The sequence below is a fragment of the Streptomyces sp. NPDC001728 genome (assembly GCF_040297565.1).
GTDB lineage: Bacteria > Actinomycetota > Actinomycetes > Streptomycetales > Streptomycetaceae > Streptomyces.
In genome coordinates, this window is the sequence record NZ_JBEOZK010000020.1 from 88,323 (window position 1) to 109,404 (window position 21,082).

At 72.9% G+C, this 21,082-nt stretch carries 25 protein-coding genes; 10 read left to right on the top strand and 15 right to left on the bottom strand.

Annotation, left to right across the window (positions count from 1 at the left end):
* The first annotated feature begins 228 nt into the window (after positions 1–228).
* The 3 genes from ABT154_RS26315 (at position 229) to ABT154_RS26325 (ending at position 4,089) form a co-directional block, all read left to right on the top strand.
* The gene (locus tag ABT154_RS26315; RefSeq protein ID WP_351859671.1) at positions 229–1,023 is read left to right on the top strand and encodes a class I SAM-dependent methyltransferase; all 795 of its coding nucleotides are present in this window, start codon (positions 229–231) and stop codon (positions 1,021–1,023) included.
* Between the two features lie 226 nt (positions 1,024–1,249).
* Positions 1,250–2,299 (top strand): C40 family peptidase, encoded by a 1,050-nt coding sequence (locus ABT154_RS26320; protein WP_351859673.1) that lies wholly within the window; start codon positions 1,250–1,252, stop codon positions 2,297–2,299.
* Between the two features lie 551 nt (positions 2,300–2,850).
* Positions 2,851–4,089, top strand: coding sequence for a PP2C family protein-serine/threonine phosphatase (locus ABT154_RS26325; protein WP_351859675.1), 1,239 nt, complete (start codon positions 2,851–2,853; stop codon positions 4,087–4,089).
* A gap of 115 nt (positions 4,090–4,204) precedes the next feature.
* On the opposite strand, the gene ABT154_RS26330 is transcribed toward ABT154_RS26325, so the two are convergent.
* The 3 genes from ABT154_RS26330 to ABT154_RS26340 all read right to left on the bottom strand — a co-directional run bounded on the left by ABT154_RS26330 (position 4,205) and on the right by ABT154_RS26340 (position 5,793).
* Positions 4,205–4,552 (bottom strand): DUF2516 family protein, encoded by a 348-nt coding sequence (locus ABT154_RS26330; RefSeq protein WP_317873257.1) that lies wholly within the window; start codon positions 4,550–4,552, stop codon positions 4,205–4,207.
* 89 nt (positions 4,553–4,641) lie between these two features.
* Positions 4,642–5,247 carry a hypothetical protein gene (locus ABT154_RS26335; RefSeq protein WP_351859677.1) on the bottom strand — a complete coding sequence of 202 codons (606 nt, stop codon included), beginning with the start codon at positions 5,245–5,247 and terminating at the stop codon, positions 4,642–4,644.
* Between the two features lie 51 nt (positions 5,248–5,298).
* On the bottom strand, positions 5,299–5,793 hold the full coding sequence (locus ABT154_RS26340; RefSeq protein ID WP_351859679.1) for a helix-turn-helix domain-containing protein: 495 nt from the start codon (positions 5,791–5,793) through the stop codon (positions 5,299–5,301).
* 118 nt (positions 5,794–5,911) lie between these two features.
* Between ABT154_RS26340 and ABT154_RS26345 the strand changes: the two genes are divergently transcribed.
* The 5 genes from ABT154_RS26345 (at position 5,912) to ABT154_RS26365 (ending at position 9,571) form a co-directional block, all read left to right on the top strand.
* Complete coding sequence (locus ABT154_RS26345) at positions 5,912–6,598, top strand: SMI1/KNR4 family protein (RefSeq protein ID WP_351859682.1); 687 nt, start codon at positions 5,912–5,914, stop codon at positions 6,596–6,598.
* A gap of 318 nt (positions 6,599–6,916) precedes the next feature.
* The gene (locus tag ABT154_RS26350; protein WP_351859684.1) at positions 6,917–7,312 is read left to right on the top strand and encodes a helix-turn-helix transcriptional regulator; all 396 of its coding nucleotides are present in this window, start codon (positions 6,917–6,919) and stop codon (positions 7,310–7,312) included.
* 78 nt (positions 7,313–7,390) lie between these two features.
* Entirely contained in the window at positions 7,391–7,810 is a 420-nt protein-coding gene (locus ABT154_RS26355) for a VOC family protein (protein ID WP_351859686.1), read from the top strand.
* A 63-nt stretch (positions 7,811–7,873) separates the two neighbouring features.
* A complete protein-coding gene (locus ABT154_RS33995; protein WP_502969589.1) occupies positions 7,874–8,227 on the top strand; it encodes a mycothiol transferase in 354 nt (117 codons plus the stop codon).
* Positions 8,228–8,512: 285 nt separating this feature from the next.
* Positions 8,513–9,571 carry a helix-turn-helix transcriptional regulator gene (locus tag ABT154_RS26365; RefSeq protein WP_351859688.1) on the top strand — a complete coding sequence of 353 codons (1,059 nt, stop codon included), beginning with the start codon at positions 8,513–8,515 and terminating at the stop codon, positions 9,569–9,571.
* On the opposite strand, the gene ABT154_RS26370 is transcribed toward ABT154_RS26365, so the two are convergent.
* From ABT154_RS26370 to ABT154_RS26385, 4 genes are all read right to left on the bottom strand, one after another.
* A complete protein-coding gene (locus ABT154_RS26370) occupies positions 9,504–11,504 on the bottom strand; it encodes a HelD family protein (protein WP_351859690.1) in 2,001 nt (666 codons plus the stop codon). The genes ABT154_RS26365 and ABT154_RS26370 overlap by 68 nt on opposite strands.
* Before the next feature lie 116 nt (positions 11,505–11,620).
* Positions 11,621–12,292 (bottom strand): TetR/AcrR family transcriptional regulator, encoded by a 672-nt coding sequence (locus ABT154_RS26375; RefSeq protein WP_502969590.1) that lies wholly within the window; start codon positions 12,290–12,292, stop codon positions 11,621–11,623.
* 51 nt (positions 12,293–12,343) lie between these two features.
* Complete coding sequence (locus ABT154_RS26380) at positions 12,344–13,588, bottom strand: GNAT family N-acetyltransferase (protein ID WP_351859693.1); 1,245 nt, start codon at positions 13,586–13,588, stop codon at positions 12,344–12,346.
* Between the two features lie 107 nt (positions 13,589–13,695).
* Positions 13,696–14,316, bottom strand: coding sequence for an RsiG family protein (locus ABT154_RS26385; protein WP_351859694.1), 621 nt, complete (start codon positions 14,314–14,316; stop codon positions 13,696–13,698).
* A 139-nt stretch (positions 14,317–14,455) separates the two neighbouring features.
* On the opposite strand from ABT154_RS26385, the gene dtd reads away from it, so the two are divergent.
* Positions 14,456–14,881 carry a D-aminoacyl-tRNA deacylase gene (dtd, locus tag ABT154_RS26390; RefSeq protein WP_351859696.1) on the top strand — a complete coding sequence of 142 codons (426 nt, stop codon included), beginning with the start codon at positions 14,456–14,458 and terminating at the stop codon, positions 14,879–14,881.
* Between the two features lie 29 nt (positions 14,882–14,910).
* Here the strand turns inward: dtd and ygfZ are convergent, their stop codons facing one another.
* From ygfZ to ABT154_RS26420, 6 genes are all read right to left on the bottom strand, one after another.
* On the bottom strand, positions 14,911–15,891 hold the full coding sequence (ygfZ, locus tag ABT154_RS26395) for a CAF17-like 4Fe-4S cluster assembly/insertion protein YgfZ (protein WP_351859698.1): 981 nt from the start codon (positions 15,889–15,891) through the stop codon (positions 14,911–14,913).
* A gap of 67 nt (positions 15,892–15,958) precedes the next feature.
* Positions 15,959–16,405, bottom strand: coding sequence for a Fur family transcriptional regulator (locus ABT154_RS26400; protein ID WP_351859700.1), 447 nt, complete (start codon positions 16,403–16,405; stop codon positions 15,959–15,961).
* A 42-nt stretch (positions 16,406–16,447) separates the two neighbouring features.
* A complete protein-coding gene (locus ABT154_RS26405) occupies positions 16,448–17,020 on the bottom strand; it encodes a heme-binding beta-barrel domain-containing protein (protein WP_351859702.1) in 573 nt (190 codons plus the stop codon).
* Between the two features lie 244 nt (positions 17,021–17,264).
* Entirely contained in the window at positions 17,265–18,167 is a 903-nt protein-coding gene (locus tag ABT154_RS26410; RefSeq protein ID WP_351859704.1) for a hypothetical protein, read from the bottom strand.
* Positions 18,164–18,949, bottom strand: coding sequence for a hypothetical protein (locus ABT154_RS26415; RefSeq protein WP_351859706.1), 786 nt, complete (start codon positions 18,947–18,949; stop codon positions 18,164–18,166). Before ABT154_RS26415 ends, ABT154_RS26410 begins: the two co-directional genes overlap by 4 nt.
* Positions 18,946–19,716 carry a hypothetical protein gene (locus ABT154_RS26420; protein ID WP_351859708.1) on the bottom strand — a complete coding sequence of 257 codons (771 nt, stop codon included), beginning with the start codon at positions 19,714–19,716 and terminating at the stop codon, positions 18,946–18,948. Before ABT154_RS26420 ends, ABT154_RS26415 begins: the two co-directional genes overlap by 4 nt.
* A 211-nt stretch (positions 19,717–19,927) precedes the next feature.
* Between ABT154_RS26420 and ABT154_RS26425 the strand changes: the two genes are divergently transcribed.
* Entirely contained in the window at positions 19,928–20,293 is a 366-nt protein-coding gene (locus ABT154_RS26425; RefSeq protein ID WP_351859710.1) for a DsrE family protein, read from the top strand.
* A gap of 43 nt (positions 20,294–20,336) precedes the next feature.
* On the opposite strand, the gene ABT154_RS26430 is transcribed toward ABT154_RS26425, so the two are convergent.
* Together ABT154_RS26430 and ABT154_RS26435 are read right to left on the bottom strand one after the other, a co-directional pair.
* On the bottom strand, positions 20,337–20,603 hold the full coding sequence (locus ABT154_RS26430) for a DUF3099 domain-containing protein (protein WP_351859712.1): 267 nt from the start codon (positions 20,601–20,603) through the stop codon (positions 20,337–20,339).
* 143 nt (positions 20,604–20,746) lie between these two features.
* On the bottom strand, positions 20,747–21,034 hold the full coding sequence (locus tag ABT154_RS26435) for a DUF1416 domain-containing protein (protein WP_073819964.1): 288 nt from the start codon (positions 21,032–21,034) through the stop codon (positions 20,747–20,749).
* Between the last annotated feature and the right edge of the window lie 48 nt (positions 21,035–21,082).

Consider the following 21,082-nt stretch of genomic DNA (forward strand, 5'->3'; position numbering starts at 1 on the left):
TCCTTCCGCTCGGGGGCTGACATGTCGGCCCTTCGGAGGCCGAACACGTCATCCTTGAGATGTCGGGGCGGTGCTCGGGCGCCGCGGGCATGACGGCGGGAGGACGTAGTACGTCCTCCGGCCCCGTCAACACCGGAATGGGTCCTTTCATTTCCTCCACCGGTGCCGCTTTGCCAATTAATTACCGGGGTGCGCCGCCCCCGACCCCCACCCCGTAACCTTTTCGGCATGGCCCCGCGCACCACCCGCCCCGTCGGCAACCCGACCCGCGGGACCACCAACCCCAACCGGCTGCGCCGCATGGACCGCTGGATCGCCGCCGTCCACGGCCCCGCCCTGCGCCGCTCCCCCGAGCCGCCGCTCGCCGTCGACCTCGGTTACGGGGCCGCCCCCTGGACCGCCGTCGAACTCCTGGCCCGGCTGCGCACCGCCGAACCCCGTACCCGCCTCTACGGCATCGAGATCGAACCCGCCCGGGTCGAGGCGGCGAAGCCGTACGAGCACGAGGGCCTCTCCTTCCTGCACGGCGGCTTCGAGGTGCCGGTGCCCGGCCGGGTCGCCCTGATCCGGGCGGCGAACGTGCTGCGCCAGTACGACGAGGAGCGGGTCGCGGCCGTCTGGCGGCGGCTGTGCGGGCGGCTCGCGCCCGGCGGACTGCTCGTCGAGGGGACCTGCGACGAGATCGGACGCCGGCACGTGTGGGTGGCGCTCGACGCGGACGGGCCCCGGACGGTGACCTTCGCGACCCGGCTCGGCTCGCTGGAGCGCCCCTCGGACCTGGCGGAGCGGCTGCCGAAGGCGCTCATCCACCGCAACGTGCCGGGCGAGCCGGTGCACGCCTTCCTGCGGGACTTCGACCGGGCGTGGGCGGCGGCGGCCCCGTACGCCTCGCTCGGCGCGCGGCAGCGGTGGATCCGCTCGGTCCGCGACCTGGCGGCGGACTGGCCGCTGACGGACGGGCCGCGGCGGTGGCGGCAGGGAGAGGTGTCGGTGCGGTGGGAGGCGCTGGCGCCTCGGTGGTGAGCCCCGGGGGCTCGCGCCGCCACCGCGCTTCCCTCTCCTTCCCCAACTCCCGCTGAATTTCCCGTACGTCGGGAACGCCACGCGCGCACCACTCGTCCCCCGTGAGGGAAGCAGGCCGACAGGCCCCGGTTTCCCCTGTTGCTTTGCGGTTTCGCATGGCACTATCGCCAAGGTCACCGTCAAGTTACTGACGGTAAATCAGATCTGGTCACTCGAGGGGGAGCTCGTGAACCGACGCCGCCACGCCACCGCCGCGATCACCGTGATCTGCGCCCTGACCGTGCTGGCCTCTCCCGCACTGACGCTCCAGGCCTCGGCCGCGCCGCTGCCGCCTCCGCCGCCGAAGAAGAGCCTGGAGGAGGTGCGCAAGGAGATCGAGGTCCTGTACCGGCAGGCCGCCGTCGCCACCGACGCGTACAACCTCGCGGAGGAGAAGACCAAGGAGCAGTCCGCCGAGATCGTCCGGGTCGCCCGGATGATCGTGGAGGGCCGCGAGAAGATCGAGGACCTCAAGGCCAAGGCGGGCGCAGCCGCCCGCGCCCAGTACCGCAACGGCGGGCTCCCCGAGGGCGCGCAGCTCGTCCTCACCGATGACCCGCAGCTCTTCCTCGACACCGCGGGACGGCTCAAGGCCGGGGCGAAGGCCACCACGGACCTCCTCGGTGAGATGGACCGCACCCAGGCCCAGTTGGACGTGTACGCGAAGGACGCGGGCGTCAACTGGACCAAGCTGGAGGCCAACCGCGTCCGGCAGGCCCAGGCCAAGAAGCAGATCAACGACCGGATCGAAGCGGCGAAGAAGCTGGAGTCCACGCTCGCCGCCGAGGAGCGGGAGCGGCTGCGCCGCCTTGAGGAGCAGGCACAGTACCGGGCCCAGACGACCTGGCTCGGCACGGGCGTCCTCGCCGGTCTGAAGGCCGACACGACGCCGGAGGCCAAGAAGGCGATCGAGTTCGCCACGGCCCAGATCGGCAAGCCGTACGGGTGGGGGGACGAGGGCCCGAGTTCGTACGACTGCTCGGGGCTGACCCAGAGCGCCTGGGGTTCGGCCGGGCGGCCGATCCCCCGCACCTCGCAGGAGCAGTGGCGCCTGCTGCCGCACGTGAACATCAAGGACATGCGGCCGGGCGACCTGATCGTCTACTTCAAGGACGCGAGCCACATCGGCATGTACGTCGGCAACGGCGCGATCGTGCACGCACCGCGCCCGGGACGGAACGTGACGATCGCGGGAGCGGGCTCGATGGAGATCCTGGGGGTCGTACGCCCGATGTGACGGGCGGGCGCGCTTGTCGAAGGACGGGCGCGCGTGCCGGTGGACGGGCGCGCGTGCGGACGGGCGGGTGGGCCGACGGCCGGGCGAGGGGACATGCGCCCGGCCGCTGTCGTGGGGCCCGTACCCGCCGGGCCGCGTTCGTGGAGCCCGCGTACTCACCCGGCCGCCCTCGCCGAGCCCGTACCCGCCCCCGCTCGCCGTCGCCGAGCCCGTGCCCGCCCCCGGTCGCCGTCGCCGTCGCCGGGCCCGTACCCGCCCCCGGCGTGACGTTTCTCATTGGGTTTCGGGGTGGCCCGGCGGCCCCGCGGGGGCGAGTACCTCCCCTTCCGCGGCATATGCCAAGCCCGGCGCGGCCTTCGGTCGGCTGATCACCATTCCGCTCCCCACCGCCCTACCGCTATGGTCCGGGACGGGCGGGGCGCCACCCGGCGCACCGCGCACCTCGGGGGGAGGGAAGGGAACCCGGACCGATGCCCGTATCCGTACCGCGTCAGAGAAACGTCTCTGCCGTTGCGGGACCCGGCGACGTCACCGTCACGGACGCCACCGCCATGGACGCCACCGCTATGACAGGCACAGTCACAGGCACCGACCGCACCGATCTCACTCTCCTGGTCGTCGAGGACGACCCGGCGGGTGCCCTCGCCGTACCCGAACTGCTCGACGCGGCCGACGCCGCCGGCACCCGGGTCCGCATCCGGACGGCGCGCAACCTGACCGAGGCCGAGCGGCTCCTCACCGACGACGTCCACTGCGTGCTGGTCGACCTCTCCCTGCCAGGCCCCCGCGCCGCCGCCGGCGACGACCCGCTCGCCCCGCTGCGGCACATCCTGCGCCTCGCCCCGCGCCACGCCGTGCTCGCGCTCGCGGCCTCCGCCGACGCGGAGCTGGCGGCCGAGGCGGTACGCGTCGGGGCCCAGGACCACCTGTTCCGCGAGGAGCTCGACGGGCGGCTGCTGAGCCGGGCCATCCGGTACGCGGTCGAGCGCAAGCGGGCCGACGCCGTACAGGTCAAGCTGGCCGAGTCACGGCTGCGGGCGCAGGAGAACGCCCGCCTGGAGCGCGGACTGCTCCCGACGCCCCTCCTGGACGGCTCCGACCTGCGGTTCGCCGCCCACTACCGGCCGGGCCGCTCTCGCGCCCTGCTCGGCGGCGACTTCTACGACACCGTGCGCACCCCCGACGGCACCGTCCACGCCATGATCGGCGACGTCTGCGGGCACGGCCCCGACGAGGCCGCGCTCGGCGTCGAGCTGCGGATCGCCTGGCGGGCCCTGACCTTCGCGGGACTGTGCGGGGACGAACTGCTCTCGACGATGCAGCAGGTCCTGGAGCACGAGCGGGAGAGCGACGAGATCTTCGCGACGCTCTGCACCGTCGACATCGCACCCGACGGACGCCGCGCGGGCCTGTGCCTGGCCGGCCACCCGTCCCCGCTGATCGCCCGGCAGGGGCGGGCCGCCCGGCTGCTCCCGTACGAGGACGGCGGCCCGGCCCTCGGACTGCTGCCGCGCGCCCGCTGGCCGCGCCGGCAGGTCGAGCTGGGCGGGGCGTGGAGCCTGCTGATGTACACGGACGGACTGATCGAGGGCCGCTCGGCGGGCCCCGGTTCGCCGCGGCTCGGCCAGGACGGGATGGTCGGGATGATCAACCGGCAGCTGGCGGCGGGCCTGCGCGGCGAGGAACTGCTGGAGGCGGCGGTCACGGAGGTCCGCTCGCTGAACGGCGGCGAGCTGACGGACGACGTCGCGGTCCTGGCGCTGGAAAGGGACAGGACCCGGGGGCAGTGATCCCCTCGGGCCCTGTGTCCGGCTGGTTCTGTGTCCGGCCGGCTGGTTCCGTATCCGGCTCGACCTGTGTCCGGTCGTCCAGCGCCGGCCGGTTCCGTGTCCGGGCGTAGTGCTGCTATCGGCCGCCGTTGTAGGGGCCGTACGGTCCGTCGCTGCTCGAGCCGCCGCCACGGCGGCCACCACGGCCGCCGCCCGAGACCTGCGCGAGCGCGGGACGGACGTCCACCATGAAGACGATGGCGGCGATCAGGCCCGCGATCTGCAGGAACAGCATCGGCAGCAGCAGGTTCAGGACGAGGTTGATGCCCAGGATGATCAGCCAGAACTTCTTCGTCTGCTTCTCGGCGGCGCGGTAGGCGTCCTCGCGCGCCATGGCGGCGAAGACGAGCGCGGCGACGGCGAAGCCGGTGAAGACCAGGAAGATCACCAGGGAGAGGAGGGAGTCGAATCCCGCGCGCAACATGCTGAGCACCGCCTAGTGAAGAGGGGAAGAGCGCCTCGCGGTCAAGGTACCCGGTTCAACGCACCGGGTACCCGTAATGGTGCCCGGACCTACTCCTTCTCGGCGGTGACGCCCGCCTTCTTGGCGGGGGCCTTGCGCGCGGCGGCCTTCTTGACGGGCGCCTTCTCGGCCGCCACGGGCTCGTCCCCGGCCGCGCTCTCCTCGGCCTTCGGCTCCCCCGCCTTGGTCTCCCCGGCCTTGGTCTCCCCGGCCTTCGTCTGCTCCGGCTCCACGACGACGGCGATCTCGACGATCTCGTCGGCGGCCTCGCCGCGCCAGGCCTTGACGGCCTCCTCGCCGTGGGCGGCGACCTCCTCGTACTTCTCGCGCGCCTTGACCGCGTACTCGGCGGCGACGCCGACCCCGCGCAGAGCGAGGTCCTGGGCGGTCTCACCGAGCTTCTTGAGGTCCGTGTCGAGACCGCCGACGACATCGGCGAACTTCGACTGGACGGTGGCCTGGGCCTCCTTGGCCTGCGTGGTCACCTTCTCCTGCACGGCCTTCGGGTCGGCCTTCCGTACGGCCTCGATCCGCGCGGGCGCCTCGGCGGCGAGCTGCTCGATCAGGCCGGGAACCTTCTTGGCCTGCTGTGCGACGAGGTCGGCGGTGCCGGCAGCGAAGTAGAGAGGGGTACGCAGTTCGTCGATGATGGCCATGCTGGTGGTCCTCCCGGTGGTGACGTACGAGCGAGGGTCTGGGGTCACGGACTAGCTCTGGGGTGAGGGGGCATCGGGCGCGGCGGCTTCGGCCCGGCCCGCTTCGGCCGGTGCGGCTGTCGCGGCGGCTTCGGCCCGGCCCGCTTTCGCTTCCGCCTCCGCCGCTGCTGCGGCGGCTGCGGCGGCGGCCTCGACGGCGTTCTCCTTGCGGAAGGAGTCGTAGATCTGGAGCAGCACCTGCTTCTGCCGCTCGTTGATCGAGGGGTCGGCCAGGATGACGGCGCGCGTCTCCAGCTCGTCCCGCTCCTTCTCGTCGAGGATTCCGGCCCGTACGTAGAGCGTCTCGGCGGAGATCCGCAGCGCCTTGGCGACCTGCTGCAGTACCTCGGCGCTGGGCTTCCGCAGCCCGCGCTCGATCTGGCTCAGATACGGGTTCGACACCCCGGCGGCGTCGGCGAGCTGCCGCAGGGACAACTGCGCGGTCCGCCGCTGCTCGCGGAGGTACTCACCGAGGTTGCCGAGATTGCCGACGTTGAGCGATGCCATGCTCCGACCATGCCAGCCTTTGCTAACTATTGCAAGCAGGCGCTTGCAAGAGTCACCCTGGTCCCCGCGCGGACCTGTCGGCCGGGCCGGTGTCAGTGGCACCCCGTACGGTCTGCGCATGATCGACCGGTGGGCAGGGGTACGGGAACGGATCGCGGCGTTGGGCACTCAGCCCGAGCGCGATCGGGTCTTCGGGGCGTTCGGGCACCGGTGGGCCTTGGAGGAGCCGCTCACCGAGCTGGAGCTCTCGGGGCTCGAGGCCCAGATGGGTGTGCGGCTGCCGGAGGAGTACCGGACCTACCTCCTCCATGTCGCCGCGGGCGGCGCGGGGCCGGCCTACGGCCTCTTTCCCGTGCGGCGCGTACAGGACCGGTGGCGCTGGGAAGGCGACGGAGCCGACCTGGCGGACCTCTCCACGCTCGCGGAGCCCTTCCCCGCACGGGGACCGGACCCCAAGAGCCTCGACGGGCTTCTCACCCGGCGCCCCGAGGAAGAGGACTTCGAGGAGATCGAGGACTTCGACGACGCCATCGAAGCGTGGGACGAGGAGTGGTACGCCCTCGTGTACGCCCCGGAACGCACCGCCGGTGCCATCGCGATCTCCCATCTGGGCTGTGCGCAGCGGGAATGGCTGGTCCTCAGCGGCGTTCACCGGGGCACGATCTGGTCCGACCTCCGGGCGGACGACGGCGACGTGACGCCGCTCCTCGACGGTGACGGGAAGCCGGTGACGTTCGCCCGCTGGTACACCGCCTGGCTGGAGGAAGCCGAGCGTCTCGCGGCGGCGTCTCCGTCGGATGCCTGAGACCTGTTCCGAGGCTCCGGCGAGCGGAACGGGACCGGTCGGCAGGGTCGCGCGCATGCGGGTGGGACTGGATGCGGTCGACTGGGCCGGGCTGGAGCACAACTACGGGTCCGCCGAGGACGTACCCGGTCTGCTGCGCCGGTGCGGCGGGGTGGACGCGGGCGGTGGGGGCGACCCTGGCGAGACCGGCGGCGCGGGCGGCGCGGGCGATACGGGTGCGGCTTCATCGACGACGAGGACATCCGCACCGCCGTCGGAGAGCTGCTCATCGCCTGCGGCTGAGGTACGGCGCGCCGCCCCACGTGCCATCCTGGGAGCGTGACGCTGGAGGATCTCGTACGGCTGCGCCGGGCGCGGGACGTGATGGACCGCGATTACGCGCTGCCGCTGGACGTGCCCGCGCTCGCCTCCGTCGCCCTGATGTCGACCGGGCACTTCGCCCGCGGTTTCCGGGCGGCTTTCGGCGAGACGCCGTACAGCTATCTGATGACCCGCCGTGTCGAGCGTGCGAAGGCGTTGCTCCGGCGGGGTGATCTGAGCGTGACGGACGTCTGCTTCGCCGTGGGGTGCACCTCGCTCGGTTCCTTCAGTTCCCGTTTCACGGAGCTCGTCGGCGAGTCGCCGTCCGCCTACCGGGCCCGCCGGCACGACGACGGCGCCGCGATCCCGGCCTGCGTCGCGAAGGTCCGTACCCGGCCGGTACGGAAGCCGTGACCGGCTCTCTCTCCGTACGGCCCCCATCGGTCAGGATCGGAGAAGCGGGATCAGCCGTTCCGCCGTAGCTTCGATCGCATGAACGTCAAGCTCTCGCAGTGCTTCATCGCCGTCGACGACCACGACAAGGCCCTCGCCTTCTACCGCGACGCCCTCGGTCTGGAGGTGCGCAACGACGTCGGTTTCGAAGGGATGCGCTGGGTGACCGTCGGGTCCCCCGCGCAGCCCGACGTCGAGATCGTCCTCGAACCGCCGCTCGCCGACCCCAACGCCTCCCCCGCCGACCGCAAGGCCGTGGCCGAGCTGCTCGCCAAGGGCATGCTGCGCGGCGTGATCTTCTCCACGGAGGACGTCGACGCGACCTTCGAGCACGTCCGCGCGGCCGGTGGCGAGGTCCTCCAGGAGCCGGTCGACCAGCCGTACGGCGTCCGCGACTGCGCCTTCCGCGACCCCGCCGGCAACATGCTCCGGTTCACGCAGCCCCGCGCCACCTCGTAACCCACCTGCCCGGCGGCCCTCCCTCGCGCCAGCATGTGACCCGGTCGAACAGGGAGGGTCCGCATGACAGTTGTACGCATCCGGCGGGGGTGTTCCGTACGCCGCCCGGCCCGTCCGCTCCGCCCGGGAGCGGTCGTGGTGAGCCCCCCGCCCCGGCGTCGCGGGGATGTCCTCGACGAGGACGAGCCCGGCGGTACGGCGGTCCCGAACCCGCGTTTCTCAGGGCCTGCGACCGGGGACGGGCGGCAGATGCTCGCGATGTTCCTCGCGGACCAACGGAAGACCCTGGTCCTGAAGTGCGCGGGCCTCGACGAGGAGGGGGAGTCGATCGCCCGGCGGGCCGCCGAACCGTCGACGCTCTCTCTGCTCGGCCTCGTCCGGCACCTCACCGACGTCGAACGCCACCGGACGGGGTGAGGGGGCGGCGAGGAGGGGGCGCAGGCCGGACGGCCACCTCACTCCACCGGGTCCACCGGGTCCACCGGACCCACCGGACCCACCGGACCCACCCCCTCCCCCACTCCGCAAGCGCCTCGAAGTCCGCCGCCCCGAGTCCCCGGCCGGGGTCCACCCGATGGAGCAACGCCCGCCCGGGATGGTGGCCGGCGACCCAGGCCCGGTCCGCCGCACCGATCTCGTCGTCCACCCCACCGTCCTGCGCCGTCGCCCCGAACAGGTGTCCGCGCCCCTCACAATGGCGGCATGAGAGCCGATCGACTCGTCGCCGCCCTGCTCTTCCTCCAGACCCGGCAGCGCGTCACCGCCGCCGAACTCGCCGCCGAACTGGAGGTGTCCGAGCGCACCGCACGCCGGGATCTCGAAGCTCTCGCGAGCTCCGGGATCCCGGTGTACTCGCAGGCGGGCCAGGGCGGCGGCTGGTCGCTCGTCGGCGGAGCCCGTACCGACCTGACCGGTCTGACCGCCCCCGAGATCCGCGAACTCTTCCTGCTCACCGGCCCGGACGCCGAGGCGAGCCCGCAGACCCGGACCGCCCTGCGGAAGCTCGTACGGGCCCTCCCCGCGCCCCTCAGGGAGGGAGCCGAGGCCGCCGCCCGCGCGGGGATATCCGACGGCACCGACTGGTCGGGCGCGGGGACGGAGGAGCCCCGACTCGGCCCGCTCCAGCGGGCGGTGGTCGAGTCGAGGGAGGTCAGGATCGGGTACGCGCGCCCCGGCCGCGAGCCGAGCGAGCGGACCGTCCACCCGCTGGGGATCGCCGCGAAGGCCGGGGTCCGCTACCTCGTCGCGGACACCGCGCACGGTCTGCGCACCTTCCGGGTCGGCCGCGTCACCTCCGTGACGGAGACCGGCGCCCCCGCCGTACGGCCCGAGGGCTTCGATCTGGCCACCGCGTGGCGGGCGCTCGCCGCCCGGATGGAGGACCGGCTGATCGCCGCGACGGTACGGGGCCGGGCCGCGCCCGGCACCGAACAGGTCCTGGAGGGCCTGCTCAACGGGCGCGTACGGTACGGGGAACGCGCCCCCGACGGCTGGATCCCCATCGAGGCCGACGGCCCCTCACCCGAGGTGATCGCCGCGCGGCTGGCGGGCCTGGGAGCCCGGGTGGAACTCCTGTCCCCACCGGAGGCCCGTACGGCCCTGGCCCGCATCGGCGCGGAACTCACGGCGATGTACGGGCGGGAGGAGGCCGAGGAGAGGCCGGGGCCGACCGGTCCGCAGGCCCCGCCGACGGCTACCCCCTCAGCCACTCCGGCAACTCCTCCTCGTGCACGAGCGTCAGCCGCGACACCGCGCGCGTGAGCACCACGTACAGCCGGTTCGCGCCCCGCGCCTCGGCCGCCACGATCGCGGCCGGTTCGACCACCACGACGTGGTCGAACTCCAGCCCCTTCACGGCACTCGCCGGCAGCACGGTCACCCGCTCCCCGGCCTTCCCCGCCGCCTGCCCCAGCGCCTCCAGACACCCCGTCACCGCCTGCCCCACCTCCCCGAACAACTCCGCCGCCGTGATCACCCCCACCGAGCCCTCCGCCGCCAGTGCCGCGCGTACCGCCTCGCCGGTCGCCGTGCGGAGGTCCGTCGTCCGGTGGACCGTCACCTCGCCGTCCTTCCTCACCGACCGGCCCGCCGGCACGTCCGCGCCCAGGTGCGGAAGGAGCCGGTTCGCGAGGTCCACGATCGCCGCCGGGACCCGGTAGCCGAGGGTCAGCGGCACCACGGGCGCCCCGGCCCTGCCGAGGTGGGCGAGCTGTTCCGTCCAGTCGCGGGCCGCCCACGGAGTGGTGCCCTGGGCCAGGTCGCCGAGGACGGTGAGCGAGCCGAACTCGGTGCGGCGGGCGATCGCCCGGCACTCCATGGGCGAGAGGTCCTGGGCCTCGTCGACGACGACATGGCCGTAGCTCTCGGGGCGTTCGATCAGGCCCGCGAGCTCGTCGAGGAGGACGAGGTCGGCGGCGGTCCAGCGCGCCGAACGGTACGAGCGCGGCGGGCGCTCCCAGCGGATCGCCGCCCGCTCGGCCTCGCTCAGCGCCGGGTCGGCGGGGTCCGCGAGGAGGCCCGCGAGGACCTCCTCGGGCGTGGTCCTCGGCCAGCACGCGTCAAGGAACACGGTGACCGGCCGCGCCCGTTCGATCCGCCGCGCCCAGGCCGCGCCCATGGGCCCCCAGCGGCGTTCGGCACGCAGTTGGAGGGCCCGTACGATCCGGGCGCGGACCCGCTCGCGGCCCGTCGCGTAGGGCGGCGCCTCCTCCCGTACCGCCGCGACGATCTCCGCGAGCCGCGCGGCCGGCAGCCGCCAGTGGTACGAGCCGTCCGGCACCGCGAGGTCGTCCGCGGGGGCCGGGTCGACCCGGCCGTACAGCGCGCGGTGCAGCACCTCCGCCATCCGGGCGTCGTGCTTGACCAGCGCCGCCGCCCCGCCGTCCTCGGCGCGTACCGGATGGCGGGCGATCTCGTCGTCGAGGGTGGCCTGCCGGATGCCGGTCTCGCCGAGCGAGGGCAGCACCTCGGAGATGTACGAGAGGAACGCCCGGTGCGGACCGAGGACGAGGAGACCGGAACGGCGGATCCGCTGCGGATGCGTGTAGAGCAGGTACGCGGCCCGGTGCAGCCCCACCGCTGTCTTGCCGGTGCCGGGCGCGCCCTGCACGCACAGGGAGGCGGCCGGGTCGGAGCGTACGAGGTCGTCCTGCTCGGGCTGGATGGTGGCGGCGATGTCCCGCATGGGCCCCACCCGGGGGCGCTCGATCTCCCCGGCGAGGAGGGCGCTGACCGTCACCGCCCCGCCGGCCGTGAGCTGTTCGTCCTCCAGGGCGGTCAGATCCTCCGACGCGCCCCGGCTGTACGGGGCCCAGCCGAAGCGGCGGCGCCGGAGGACGCCCTGCGGATCGTGGGCGCCGGCCTGGTAGTAGGCGCGGGAGACGGGGGCGCGCCAGTCGACGACGAGGGGCGGGGCGGCGTGGTCCTCGGCGATGCGGCGGCGGCCGATGTGGTGGCTCTGGCCGTCCTCGCGGTCCAGGCGCGCGAAGAACAGCGGTCCCGGCGGCTGCTCCCGCATCTCCTTGGCGCGGCTGCGGAGGTGGCGGCCGAGCGCCTCGGCGTCGGCGCCGGAGGCGGCGGTGTCCTCGCCGGTGACGACCTGCCCGGCGACGTCCTCGGTCATACGGATCAGGGCGGCGCGGCAGGCGTCGTGGTGGGAGCGTTCGCGGGCGAGCTCAAGGTCCAGTGACGTCATTCCGAGAAGCCTAACGGAAAACGTTACCGGGTTACATTTTTTACTCGTCTACGAATGCTCGGACGCAGGGATCACCCGCCGTACGGGTCCTCCCGTACGGGTCCGTCAACGCTCCTTCAGTACGGGAGCCCCTCCCGCAGCGCCCGGAAGGCCAGTCCGGCGGCGGCCACCGCGTCGGCCTCCACCTGCTCGGCCGTCTCCCCGGCCGCGATCCGGGCCGTGTTCTCCTCGGCCAGGACGCGGAGCACGGCCACGATCTGGCCGGCGGCGAGCCGCGCGCCCAGGGGGTCGCCGCCGAGCGCGCCCGCGAGGACCGCCTCCGACCTCCGCTGGTACGCCTGCATGCGCGCCGCCAGGGCCGGGGTGTCGTACAGGAGCCGGAGGTACGCGAGGACCGCCGGATGGTCGCAGAGTCCGGTGACCGGGTCGCGCCGGGAGAGCCCGTCGAGGAAGTGGGCATGGAGCGCGTCCAGCGGGGCGGTCCCGGCCCGGCGCCCGGCGGTCACCACCCGGGCCGACTCGTCCTCGTGGTCCGCGAACCGGTGCAGGACCAGGTCTTCCTTGGCGGGGAAGTAGCGGAAGAGGGTCGGCTTGGACACCTCGGCGGCGGCGGCCACCTCGGCGACGGAGACGGCGTCGAAGCCCCGCTCCAGGAACAGCGCGATGGCGGCCTCCGAAAGGGCCTGCCGGGTCCGCTCCTTCTTCCGCTCACGCAGACCGGGCGCGGACGCACCGCCGCCCCCGGCCGTACCGGCCGCACCGGACGTTTCCGCAGACTCCGAGGTCACGACATACCCCTTTCCACCTGCGGCCATCCTAGTGAGGCGGCCGTACGGGGCTCAGAAGATGTCGGGCGAGAAGGCCCGCAGCGGGGTGCGGAACAGCAGGTCGGCGCGGGCCGCCGCGCCCGCCGTCAGCTCGTCCACGCGCCCCAGCCGGGAGAGCCGTACCGCCGACTCGTCACCGAACGCGAGCGGGCCCAGCTCGGCGATGTCGAAGGCGAGATCGGCGGACTCGGCGGTACGGGCGCAGGAGACGCCGTCCGGGGAGGCGTCGAGGCGGTAGCGCCCGCCGGCGAATCCGCCCGCGTCCCGCACGTCGAGCACGAGACCGTCCGTCACCGGGTACGTACGGGTCTCCAGGACTCGGACGACGTCCAGGACACGGACCCACAGCATGTCCGCGTGCGTCACGACCTTCGCGGCGCGCGGGTCGGGCAGGAGCATCGGCAGCGGGTCGTCGGGCGCGCGGAAGCCGGAGCGGACGGTGGAGATCCAGTCGATGGAGCAGAGGTAGTTCCAGAGGGCGCGCTCGGCGGCCGGGGTGCACGCGATCAGATCGCGCACCTTCGCGGTGTTCACCGGCTGCTTGGCGTCGTCCCACTTCCCGTCGGAGCCGTAGGCGACGTATCCCTCGGCCTCGCCGGACTCGTTGCGGTAGAGCGCGTAGTACGGCTCCGTCCATGGCTCGGTCTGCACGCCGAGGCCGGTGCCGAACTCCCAGTCTCGGGTGCTGCGGTGGGTGACCCCGGCGCGGAGGCCGGCGAGCCGGCGGTGCACCTCGGGCCCGGCCTTGCGGATCTCGTCGGCGTCGGTGAGATCGATCCGGCCGCCGTCCTCCGGGCGGCCCGAGCGGCGCGGGTCGAGGCCCGCGCGGCGCAGGTCGACGCTCCACTCGGTGGCCCAGCTCGCCGGGCCGAAGCCGAAGCGCCCGTAGATCGGGTACTCGGCGGCGATCAGGGTCGCGAGGGCGTCGCCGCGCTCCCGGGCGGCGCCGAGGTCGTGGCCCATCATCCGGCCGAGCAGTCCGCGCCTGCGGTGCGTCGGGGAGACGGTGACCTGGGTGATGGCGTCGGCGGTGAGCGTGCCTCCGCCGACCGTGCCGACCTCCTGCCGGAACGACCGGAAGGTGGCGACGACGCGGTCACGGTCGAAGGCGGCGAGCGTCCGCCCGAGGTCGGCGTGGGCCAGCCGGTCGGCGGCCTCCGCGTCCGAGACGACGGGCGGGCGGAGGAACCCGGTGCGCAGGGCCCGAAGCCAGTCGGGGAACTCGGACTCCGCCACCGTGCGTACGTCGACAGTCATCCCTCGACCCTACGCACGGTGGGGGCACGACCGCACCCGACTTTTCCGGGGGTCCGCGCGCGCGGGGCGGGGTGCGGGCGGACAGGCGCTCCGCCCGCCTCGTGGCCTCAGGCCAGCAGGTCGTCGACCTGGGCCTCGCCCTCGCGGTAGCGGCGGGCGATCTCCGCGCTGCATCCGTCGGCGGTCCGCTGGAGGTGCTGGCGGCGCCGCGAGATCTGCTGCTCGTACCCGGCGAGCCGCCCCATCCCCGCGTGCAGCTCGTCGTCCGTGCGGGCCGTCAGGTCCGACAGCTCGACCTCCGACAGCATCTCGGCCGCGAGCCGCCGGTACTCCTCGCTGCGGGGCGTCGACAGGGTCACGTGCCGGGCCGAGCTGCGGTGCCGCGAGGGCACGTCGGCGAGGATCTCGGAGAGCCGGTCGAGGACCGGGGCCTCCGGGTCGGTCCGCCGCGCCAGCTCGGCGCGCAGGATGTCGATCCGGCCCTGGAGCATCCGGCGTACGTAGCTCAGGTCGGCCTCGTCGCTCTGGGCGTCCCGGCGCAGCGCGCGCAGTTCGGGCAGCCGCAGTGCGCCGAGGTCCGGTTCGGCCCGGTCCGGCAGCGCCGGTTCGGCGGTTCGCTGCACGGGTGGGCGTGTGACGGGGCCGGCGCCCGGTCCTCCGCCCCCGGTTCCGGTGCGGATCAGCGGTACGGGGCCGGACGGCGTCGGCCCGGTGCCAGGTGCACTCATGAGAATCGTCCCCTCGACCGGTGCGGAGCCGCACCGCCTGACACGCATGGTGCCACTCCTCTACGCGCACGTGCAGGCGCTCTGCACCCGTTCGGCCCCTCATCCGTCGGACTGGGAGCGGATCGGTAGGTTGGGGCGTATGCGTGCAGTGGTGCAGAGGGTGGACGGCGCGAGCGTCGTCGTCGCAGGGGAGACCGTCGGTGAGATCGCCGGGGAGGGCTTGTGCGTGCTCGTCGGGGTGACGCACGACGACACCCCGGAGAAGGCGGCCCAATTGGCCAGAAAGCTCTGGTCCGTCCGGGTACTGGACGGCGAGAAGTCATGCTCGGACGTGAACGCGCCCCTGCTCGTCATCTCCCAGTTCACCCTCTACGGAGACGCCCGCAAGGGCCGCCGCCCCACCTGGAACGCGGCGGCCCCCGGCCCGGTCGCCGAACCCCTGGTGGACGAGGTGGTGGCAAGACTCCGCGACCTGGGCGCCCACGTGGAAACGGGCCGCTTCGGAGCGGACATGCGCGTCTCCCTCACGAACCACGGCCCGTTCACGGTACTGATCGAGGCGTGACGCCCTGCGCCGCCCCACGCCCGACCGTCCTACGGCTCGACCACCGTCTCCTGTGCCGCCGCCGTCGTGCCCGCGATCAGGGGTGCGTCCACCGGGACGTTGCGCTTCACCAGGGCCAGGGCGATCGGGCCCAGTTCGTGGTGGCGGACCGCCGTCGTCACGAAGCCGAGCTGGCGGCCCTCCTCGCCGTCGGACGCCAGGCGGAGCGGGGTGCCGTGGGCCGGCAGCAGGACCTCGCTGCCGTCCAGGTGCAGGAAGACCAGGCGGCGCGGCGGCTTCCCCAGGTTCTGCACCCGGGCGACGGTCTCCTGGCCCCGGTAGCAGCCCTTCTGGAGGTGGACGGCGCTGCCGATGAGGCCGACCTCGTGCGGGATGGTCCGGTGGTCGGTCTCGAAGCCGAGCCTCGGGCGGTGCGCCTCGACGCGCAGCGCCTCGTACGCGAGGATGCCGGCGGCCGGCCCGTGCGAGGCGGCGAAGGACTCCAGGTCGGCGCGGGGCAGGAACAGATCGCGGCCGTGCGGGGTCTCCCGTACGGCGACTCCCTCCGGCACCTCGGCGATGGAGCCTGCCGGGAGGTGGACGACGGCGATGTCCTCCGTACGGTCGGCGACCTCGACGCGGTAGTAGAACTTCATCGACTCCAGGTACGCGACGAGTTCCTCCCGCGTCCCCGGCTCGACGTGCGCCCACAGCGTCCCGCCGTCGTCGACGAGGTACAGCGCGTGCTCGATGTGCCCGTTCCCGGACAGGATCAGCGCCTCGGTGGCGCGGCCGGGCGCCAGGTCCGTCATGTACTGGGTGACGAGCAGGTGCAGCCAGCTCAGCCGGTCGTCACCGGTGACGGCGACGACACCGCGGTGCGAGAGGTCGACGAAACCGTGTCCGTCGGCGAGGGAGCGCTGCTCACGGAACAGGTCGCCGTAGTGCGCGGCGACACCTTCGTCGCGGCCTTCGGCGGCGACGGCACCAGGGAGGGACAGCAGAGGGCTGGTCGTTGAATGTCGCTGCATGAGAAAAGCCTACGACTCGGAGGCCCGGTCCTTCAGGGCGCGGTCCTCGTCGGCCCGGGCGCGCTCCTCAATCCTGCCGGGCGCGCTCCTCCGCCGCCTTCTTCGTGCAGTCCGCGCAGCGGCCGAAGATCGCGAAGTGCTTCATGTCCGTCTCGAAGCCGAAGGTCTCCCGGAGCTTCCCGGTGAACTCGGCGGCGACCTCGACATCCGCCTCGATCACCCCGGAGCAGTCCCGGCACACCAGGTGCAGGTGGTGGTGCCGGTCGGCGAGGTGGTACGTCGGAGCCCCGTGCCCCAGATGGGCGTGGCTCACGAGCCCGAGCTCCTCAAGGAGCTCCAGGGTCCGGTAGACGGTGGAGATGTTCACCCCGGAGGCCGTCCTGCGGACCTCCACCAGGATGTCGTCGGGCGTCGCGTGCTCCAGCGCGTCGACGGCCTCCAGGACGAGCTGACGCTGCGGCGTCAGCCGGTAACCGCGCTGCCGCAGGTCGCTTTTCCAGTCGGTGCTCACCACGCCCCCCAGTGTAGGAGGGCGCGGCGCGCCGCCCCAGACCTCCTAGCGGAAGAAGGCGATGCCGTCGTCGGGCATGTCGGGAAGGTTGCGGGCCATCTCCGCGACCTCCTCCGGCGTGACGACCTTCTTGAGGTGCGCCGACATGTACGGCCGCAGCGGGACCTCGGGGGTCGCCTTCTCGCCCACCCACATCAGGTCGCTCTTGACGTAGCCGTAGAGGCGCTTGCCGCCGGAGTACGGGCCCGAGGCCGCCGTCCGGGCGACGGCGTCCGTCGCCAGGTCGATCTGCGGCTTCTGGTCGGCGAGCTCGCCGTACCAGATCTCGATGATGCCCTGGTCGCGGACCATGACGATCTCGACCTGGCGGTCCTTGTCGATCCGCCAGTAGCCGCTCTCGCTCTCCAGCGGGCGGACCTTGTTGCCCTCGGCGTTCAGGACCCAGGAGTGGGACGTGTACTCCAGGAAGTCCCGGCCGTCGTGGCTGAACGTCACGGACTGGCCGAAGTTGCACTTCTCGGCGCCGGGGAAGTCGGCGACGCCCGCGCCCTCCCACGTGCCGAGCAGGAACGCGAGGGGGACGAGGCCCGGGTTGAGGTCGGAGGGGATCTCGATCATGAGCGGCTCTGGCGTTCTCTAGGAAGTGGTTGGCGAGAAGGGGGTTAGCGCTGGCCCTGGTACAGCTTCTTCACGGCCAGACCGGTGAAGGCGAGCACGCCCACGCAGACCAGGACCAGCAGCGTTTCGAAGAAAAAGATCACAGGGTGCTCCTCGACTGAGCGGTGAAGGCGGAACGGGCCGGACCCCAGCTTAGTGGGCGGGGGCCCGGCCCACTCGGTGAGGTGGGTCTAGCGGAGCACGGCTACCCGAGCAGCTGGTTCTGCAGCGTGACCGTCTGCTGGAACGGCACGCCGAGCGCCTCGCCCTTACGGGTCTGGGTGATCAGCGCGAGGGTGTCGCCGGCCTGGACGTAGGCCCAGCGGACCTGCTCGGGCCCGTAGGGCTTCTTCTCCCGGTAGGAGTACGCGCGCGTCTCCGGTACCTCGATGTCGTCCGCGAAGGTCTCCGGGACGACGTTCTCGACTCCGTCGGGCAGCGCCTTCGGGCCGTCCGTGAAGTCGATCTGCAGGGCCTCGTCCTGGTACGCCTCGGCGTACGCGACGGAGCTGAACCGGAGCAGATGGATGGTGGTCCGGGTGCCGTCCGGGGTCGTCCACCCCCGGGCGGCGACGTGCCGCAGCGTGGAGTCCGCCAGGCTCTGCCGGAGGGCGCCGCGGAACTCCTTCCCGTAGAGGGAGAGGTACGCCTCCGTGGACACGAACCCGCCGTCCAGCTTCGGGTCGGGCGTCGCCCCGGCCGGCGGGGGCAGCAGCAGCTCGCGCACATCGGCGTAGTGGATCTCGCCGTCGTTGGCCGCGGTGAACGGGCGGGGCCGGTCGGCCGGCAGCGCCGGGAGGCGGAGCTTCGGGTACTCCCAGCGCCCGTCGTGCTCGGTCGCGAGTCCGGGGACCTCGTCCCGGTCGAGCCCGGTGATCCCCAGGGCCGTGCCCGCGCCGACGCCGCCGCACACGACGACGGCGGCCGTCCACCGGGCGACGGCCCACAGGACGCGCCGGGTCCGCCGGGGGGCGGGGGCGGGAGCGGCGTCGTCCACGACCGGTTCCGGGGCGGGCCGCACCGCTTCCGCGGCAGGCTCCACCACGTCGGCCACCGTCTCGGCCGTCTCGGCCGTCTCGGCCGTCTGCTTCGTCGACTGCTGGGTCATACGTACTCCCCCGGGGACTCGATGTGGCGGAGCTGCTTCTCGACGAGGGCCGCCACGGCCTTGGTGTCGAGGGGCGGGACGCCGTACGCCGTGACGGAGACCATCACCTCGCCGTCGTACGCCACGCAGATCACCGCCCGGAGGTCGGGGGTCCGCTCCTCGCCGTCGTCCTCGGGGGTCCCGGGCTCGGGGCTCAGGTGGCAGAAGGCGTTCCGCGCGTGGTCCTCGATCTTCGGGCCCTTGTCCAGGTCGAGCAGCTCGGCCAGGTCCTTGCGGACCTCGAAGAACTTCCGGACCGCCTTCTTGTCCTTCATCCGCAGGATGGACACCTCCGCCTGGAGGCTGTTGTCCACCCGGGCGTACGAGCGGACCGCCATGCCCTGGATGCCGAGCGCGTCGACCGCCTTCTCGTACGTCCGGCGCTCCTTGCCGTAGACGCCCTTGCTGCTCTTCTTGAAGAGGGCCGCGGCCTGCCTGGCGCCCAGTTCGTCGTCGTTGCCGTAGCCGGCGAGGTCCGCGCCGAGCACGTAACCGTCGGGTACGGGCAGCAGGAGCTTGCTCATCGGCGTGGAGGCGCGGCCCTTGTCGACCGATGCCGCCGGGTCCTCGGGGGTGGCGGTGGCGGAGGGCTCCCGCCACCCGACGGTGGGCGCCGTGCGGTCGGCCCCGTCGACGGTGGTGGCGGTGTACGCGACCCCGCCGCCCACCGCTCCGAGCACGAGCACGGCGGTCAGTACGTTCTTCAGGAGGCGGCGAGCGCGGCCCCCGGACTTCTCGGTCACAGGCGCCCCAGCTGCCGCTCGGCCAGGGAACGGATCTCGTCCCCGGAGATCTTCCGCGTGTCGGAGATGATGATGGTGATGGCGATGTCACCGCGCTGGATGAAGGCGCGGGCGTCGTAGTCGTCCAGGTAGCCGGCCCTGCGGTCCACCGGATAGACGAAGTAGCGCCCGTTCCCCGAGCCCTTCACCGGCTCCCCGATGGAACCGGACTTGCTCTCGCGCATGGCGATGCTCTGCTGACCCCGCACGTGCTCGTACGCGCCCATGCCCGAGTTCGAGCGGTACTGGGCCAGTTCGATCTTGACCCACCGGTGCTCGCCCGACCGCCAGGTGCGCACGGCGGCCCGCCGGAAGCCCTGTTCGAGCTGGAAGTCCAGCGCCCCGTCGGGCCGGGTGAAGTCGTTGGCGTACTCGACCAGCGACTGCCAGCCGTCCTCCTCCCCGGCCCGCGCGCCCGCGGGCCGGGGCAGCAGCAGCTTCCGCAGGTCGCCCTGCGCCTTGGTCTGGAGGTCCTCCTTCGCCGACAGTGCCTCCGGCTCCTGCCCCTCGGGGAGCGGCTCGGCCGGGTAGGCCAGGCCGGGCTGGTTCAGCGGCGGGAGCGCGACCGGCTCGCGGTCGGCCTGGACGCGGTAGCCGACGGCCGTGCCGCCGACGAGGCCGAGGACGGCGGCGACGGCGATCAGTCCGACGGTACGCAGGACACGGCGGCGCGGTCGTACGGGCGACGGCTCGGGCGACGGCTCGGTGGGCGGTGTGGCCGGAGACACATCCGGTGCCGCGTCCCCGGTGCCGACCGGAGGCGCGGTTTCCGTCGCCGCCTCCGGGTCCGGCGGTGGTGCCGTATCCGTATTTTGGATACTTTCTTCGATGCTCAAGAGTCCCCCCACGAGACCAGAAGCGCGGATTCCGTCACCCGCGCACCCAGCTGACACATGAGGGGCGCGGGGGGTTGCACCGCCGCGCATTACAGTTCCGCATATGGCGAAGAAGCTCGTGATCAAGGTGACCGCGGGGGCCGACGCCCCCGAACGCTGCTCCCAGGCCTTCACGGTGGCCGCCGTCGCCGTCGCCAGTGGCGTCGACGTGTCGCTCTGGCTGACCGGCGAGTCCTCGTGGTTCGCGCTCCCGGGCCGGGCGGCGGAGTTCGAGCTCCCGCACGCGGCGCCGCTGCCGGACCTGATCGACTCGATCCTGGCCTCCGGGGGCCGCATCACGGTGTGCACCCAGTGCGCGGTCCGCCGTGGGATCGAGGAGAAGGACCTGCTGGAGGGCTTCCGCATCGCCGGCGCGCAGGTCTTCGTTCAGGAAGCCATGGCCGACGAGACCCAGGCCCTCGTCTACTGACCTCTGACGGCCGGTCGGCCGACCCCTGACGGCGTCCGGCGCCTCAGCGCTCCCTGGGGGGCTTCTTGCCGTCGAGTTCGTCCCACCACTCGTCCGACTTCGGGTCCCCCGAGGGGTCGTCCCACCAGCGGTCCTCGGGGCCCCGCCGGTTCGCGACCATCGCGGCGACCGGGGGGATGACCATGGCCACCACGCACATGCCGATCGCCACCGGCATCGAGAAGAGCCGCACGACGGCCCAAGCGCCCACGAAGAGTGCCAGGCAGGCGCCCATCATCCAGAAGTAGACGTGCCTACGGCGTGCGTACACACCTCAAGCCTACGACCGGGAGCGTCACCCGTCACCGGCACGGGAACGGGAGCGGGCAGACCGAAGGGCCGTGCCTCTAGTCCTGGAAATGGCGTCCAACCCCCCAGGAGGCACGGCCCTTCGGCCGGTTCAGCGGTGCGGGATCACACCGCGATGGCGACCTCGGCGAGGCCACCCTGCTGCGCCACGACCTGGCGGTCGGCGGTGCCGCCGGGGACCAGGGCGCGGACGGTCCACGTGCCCTCGGCCGCGTAGAAACGGAACTGGCCGGTGGCGGAGGTCGGGACCTCGGCCGTGAACTCACCGGTCGAGTCCAGGAGGCGGACGTAACCGGTGACGGGCTGGCCGTCCTTGGTCACGAAGCCCTGGATGGTGGTCTCACCGGGCTTGATCGTCGAGGCGTCGGGGCCGCCGGGCTGCGCTCCACACATGTCGTTCTGTCCTTACGGTCGAGGGGTCCGGAGGAGGGAGGGTCCGGG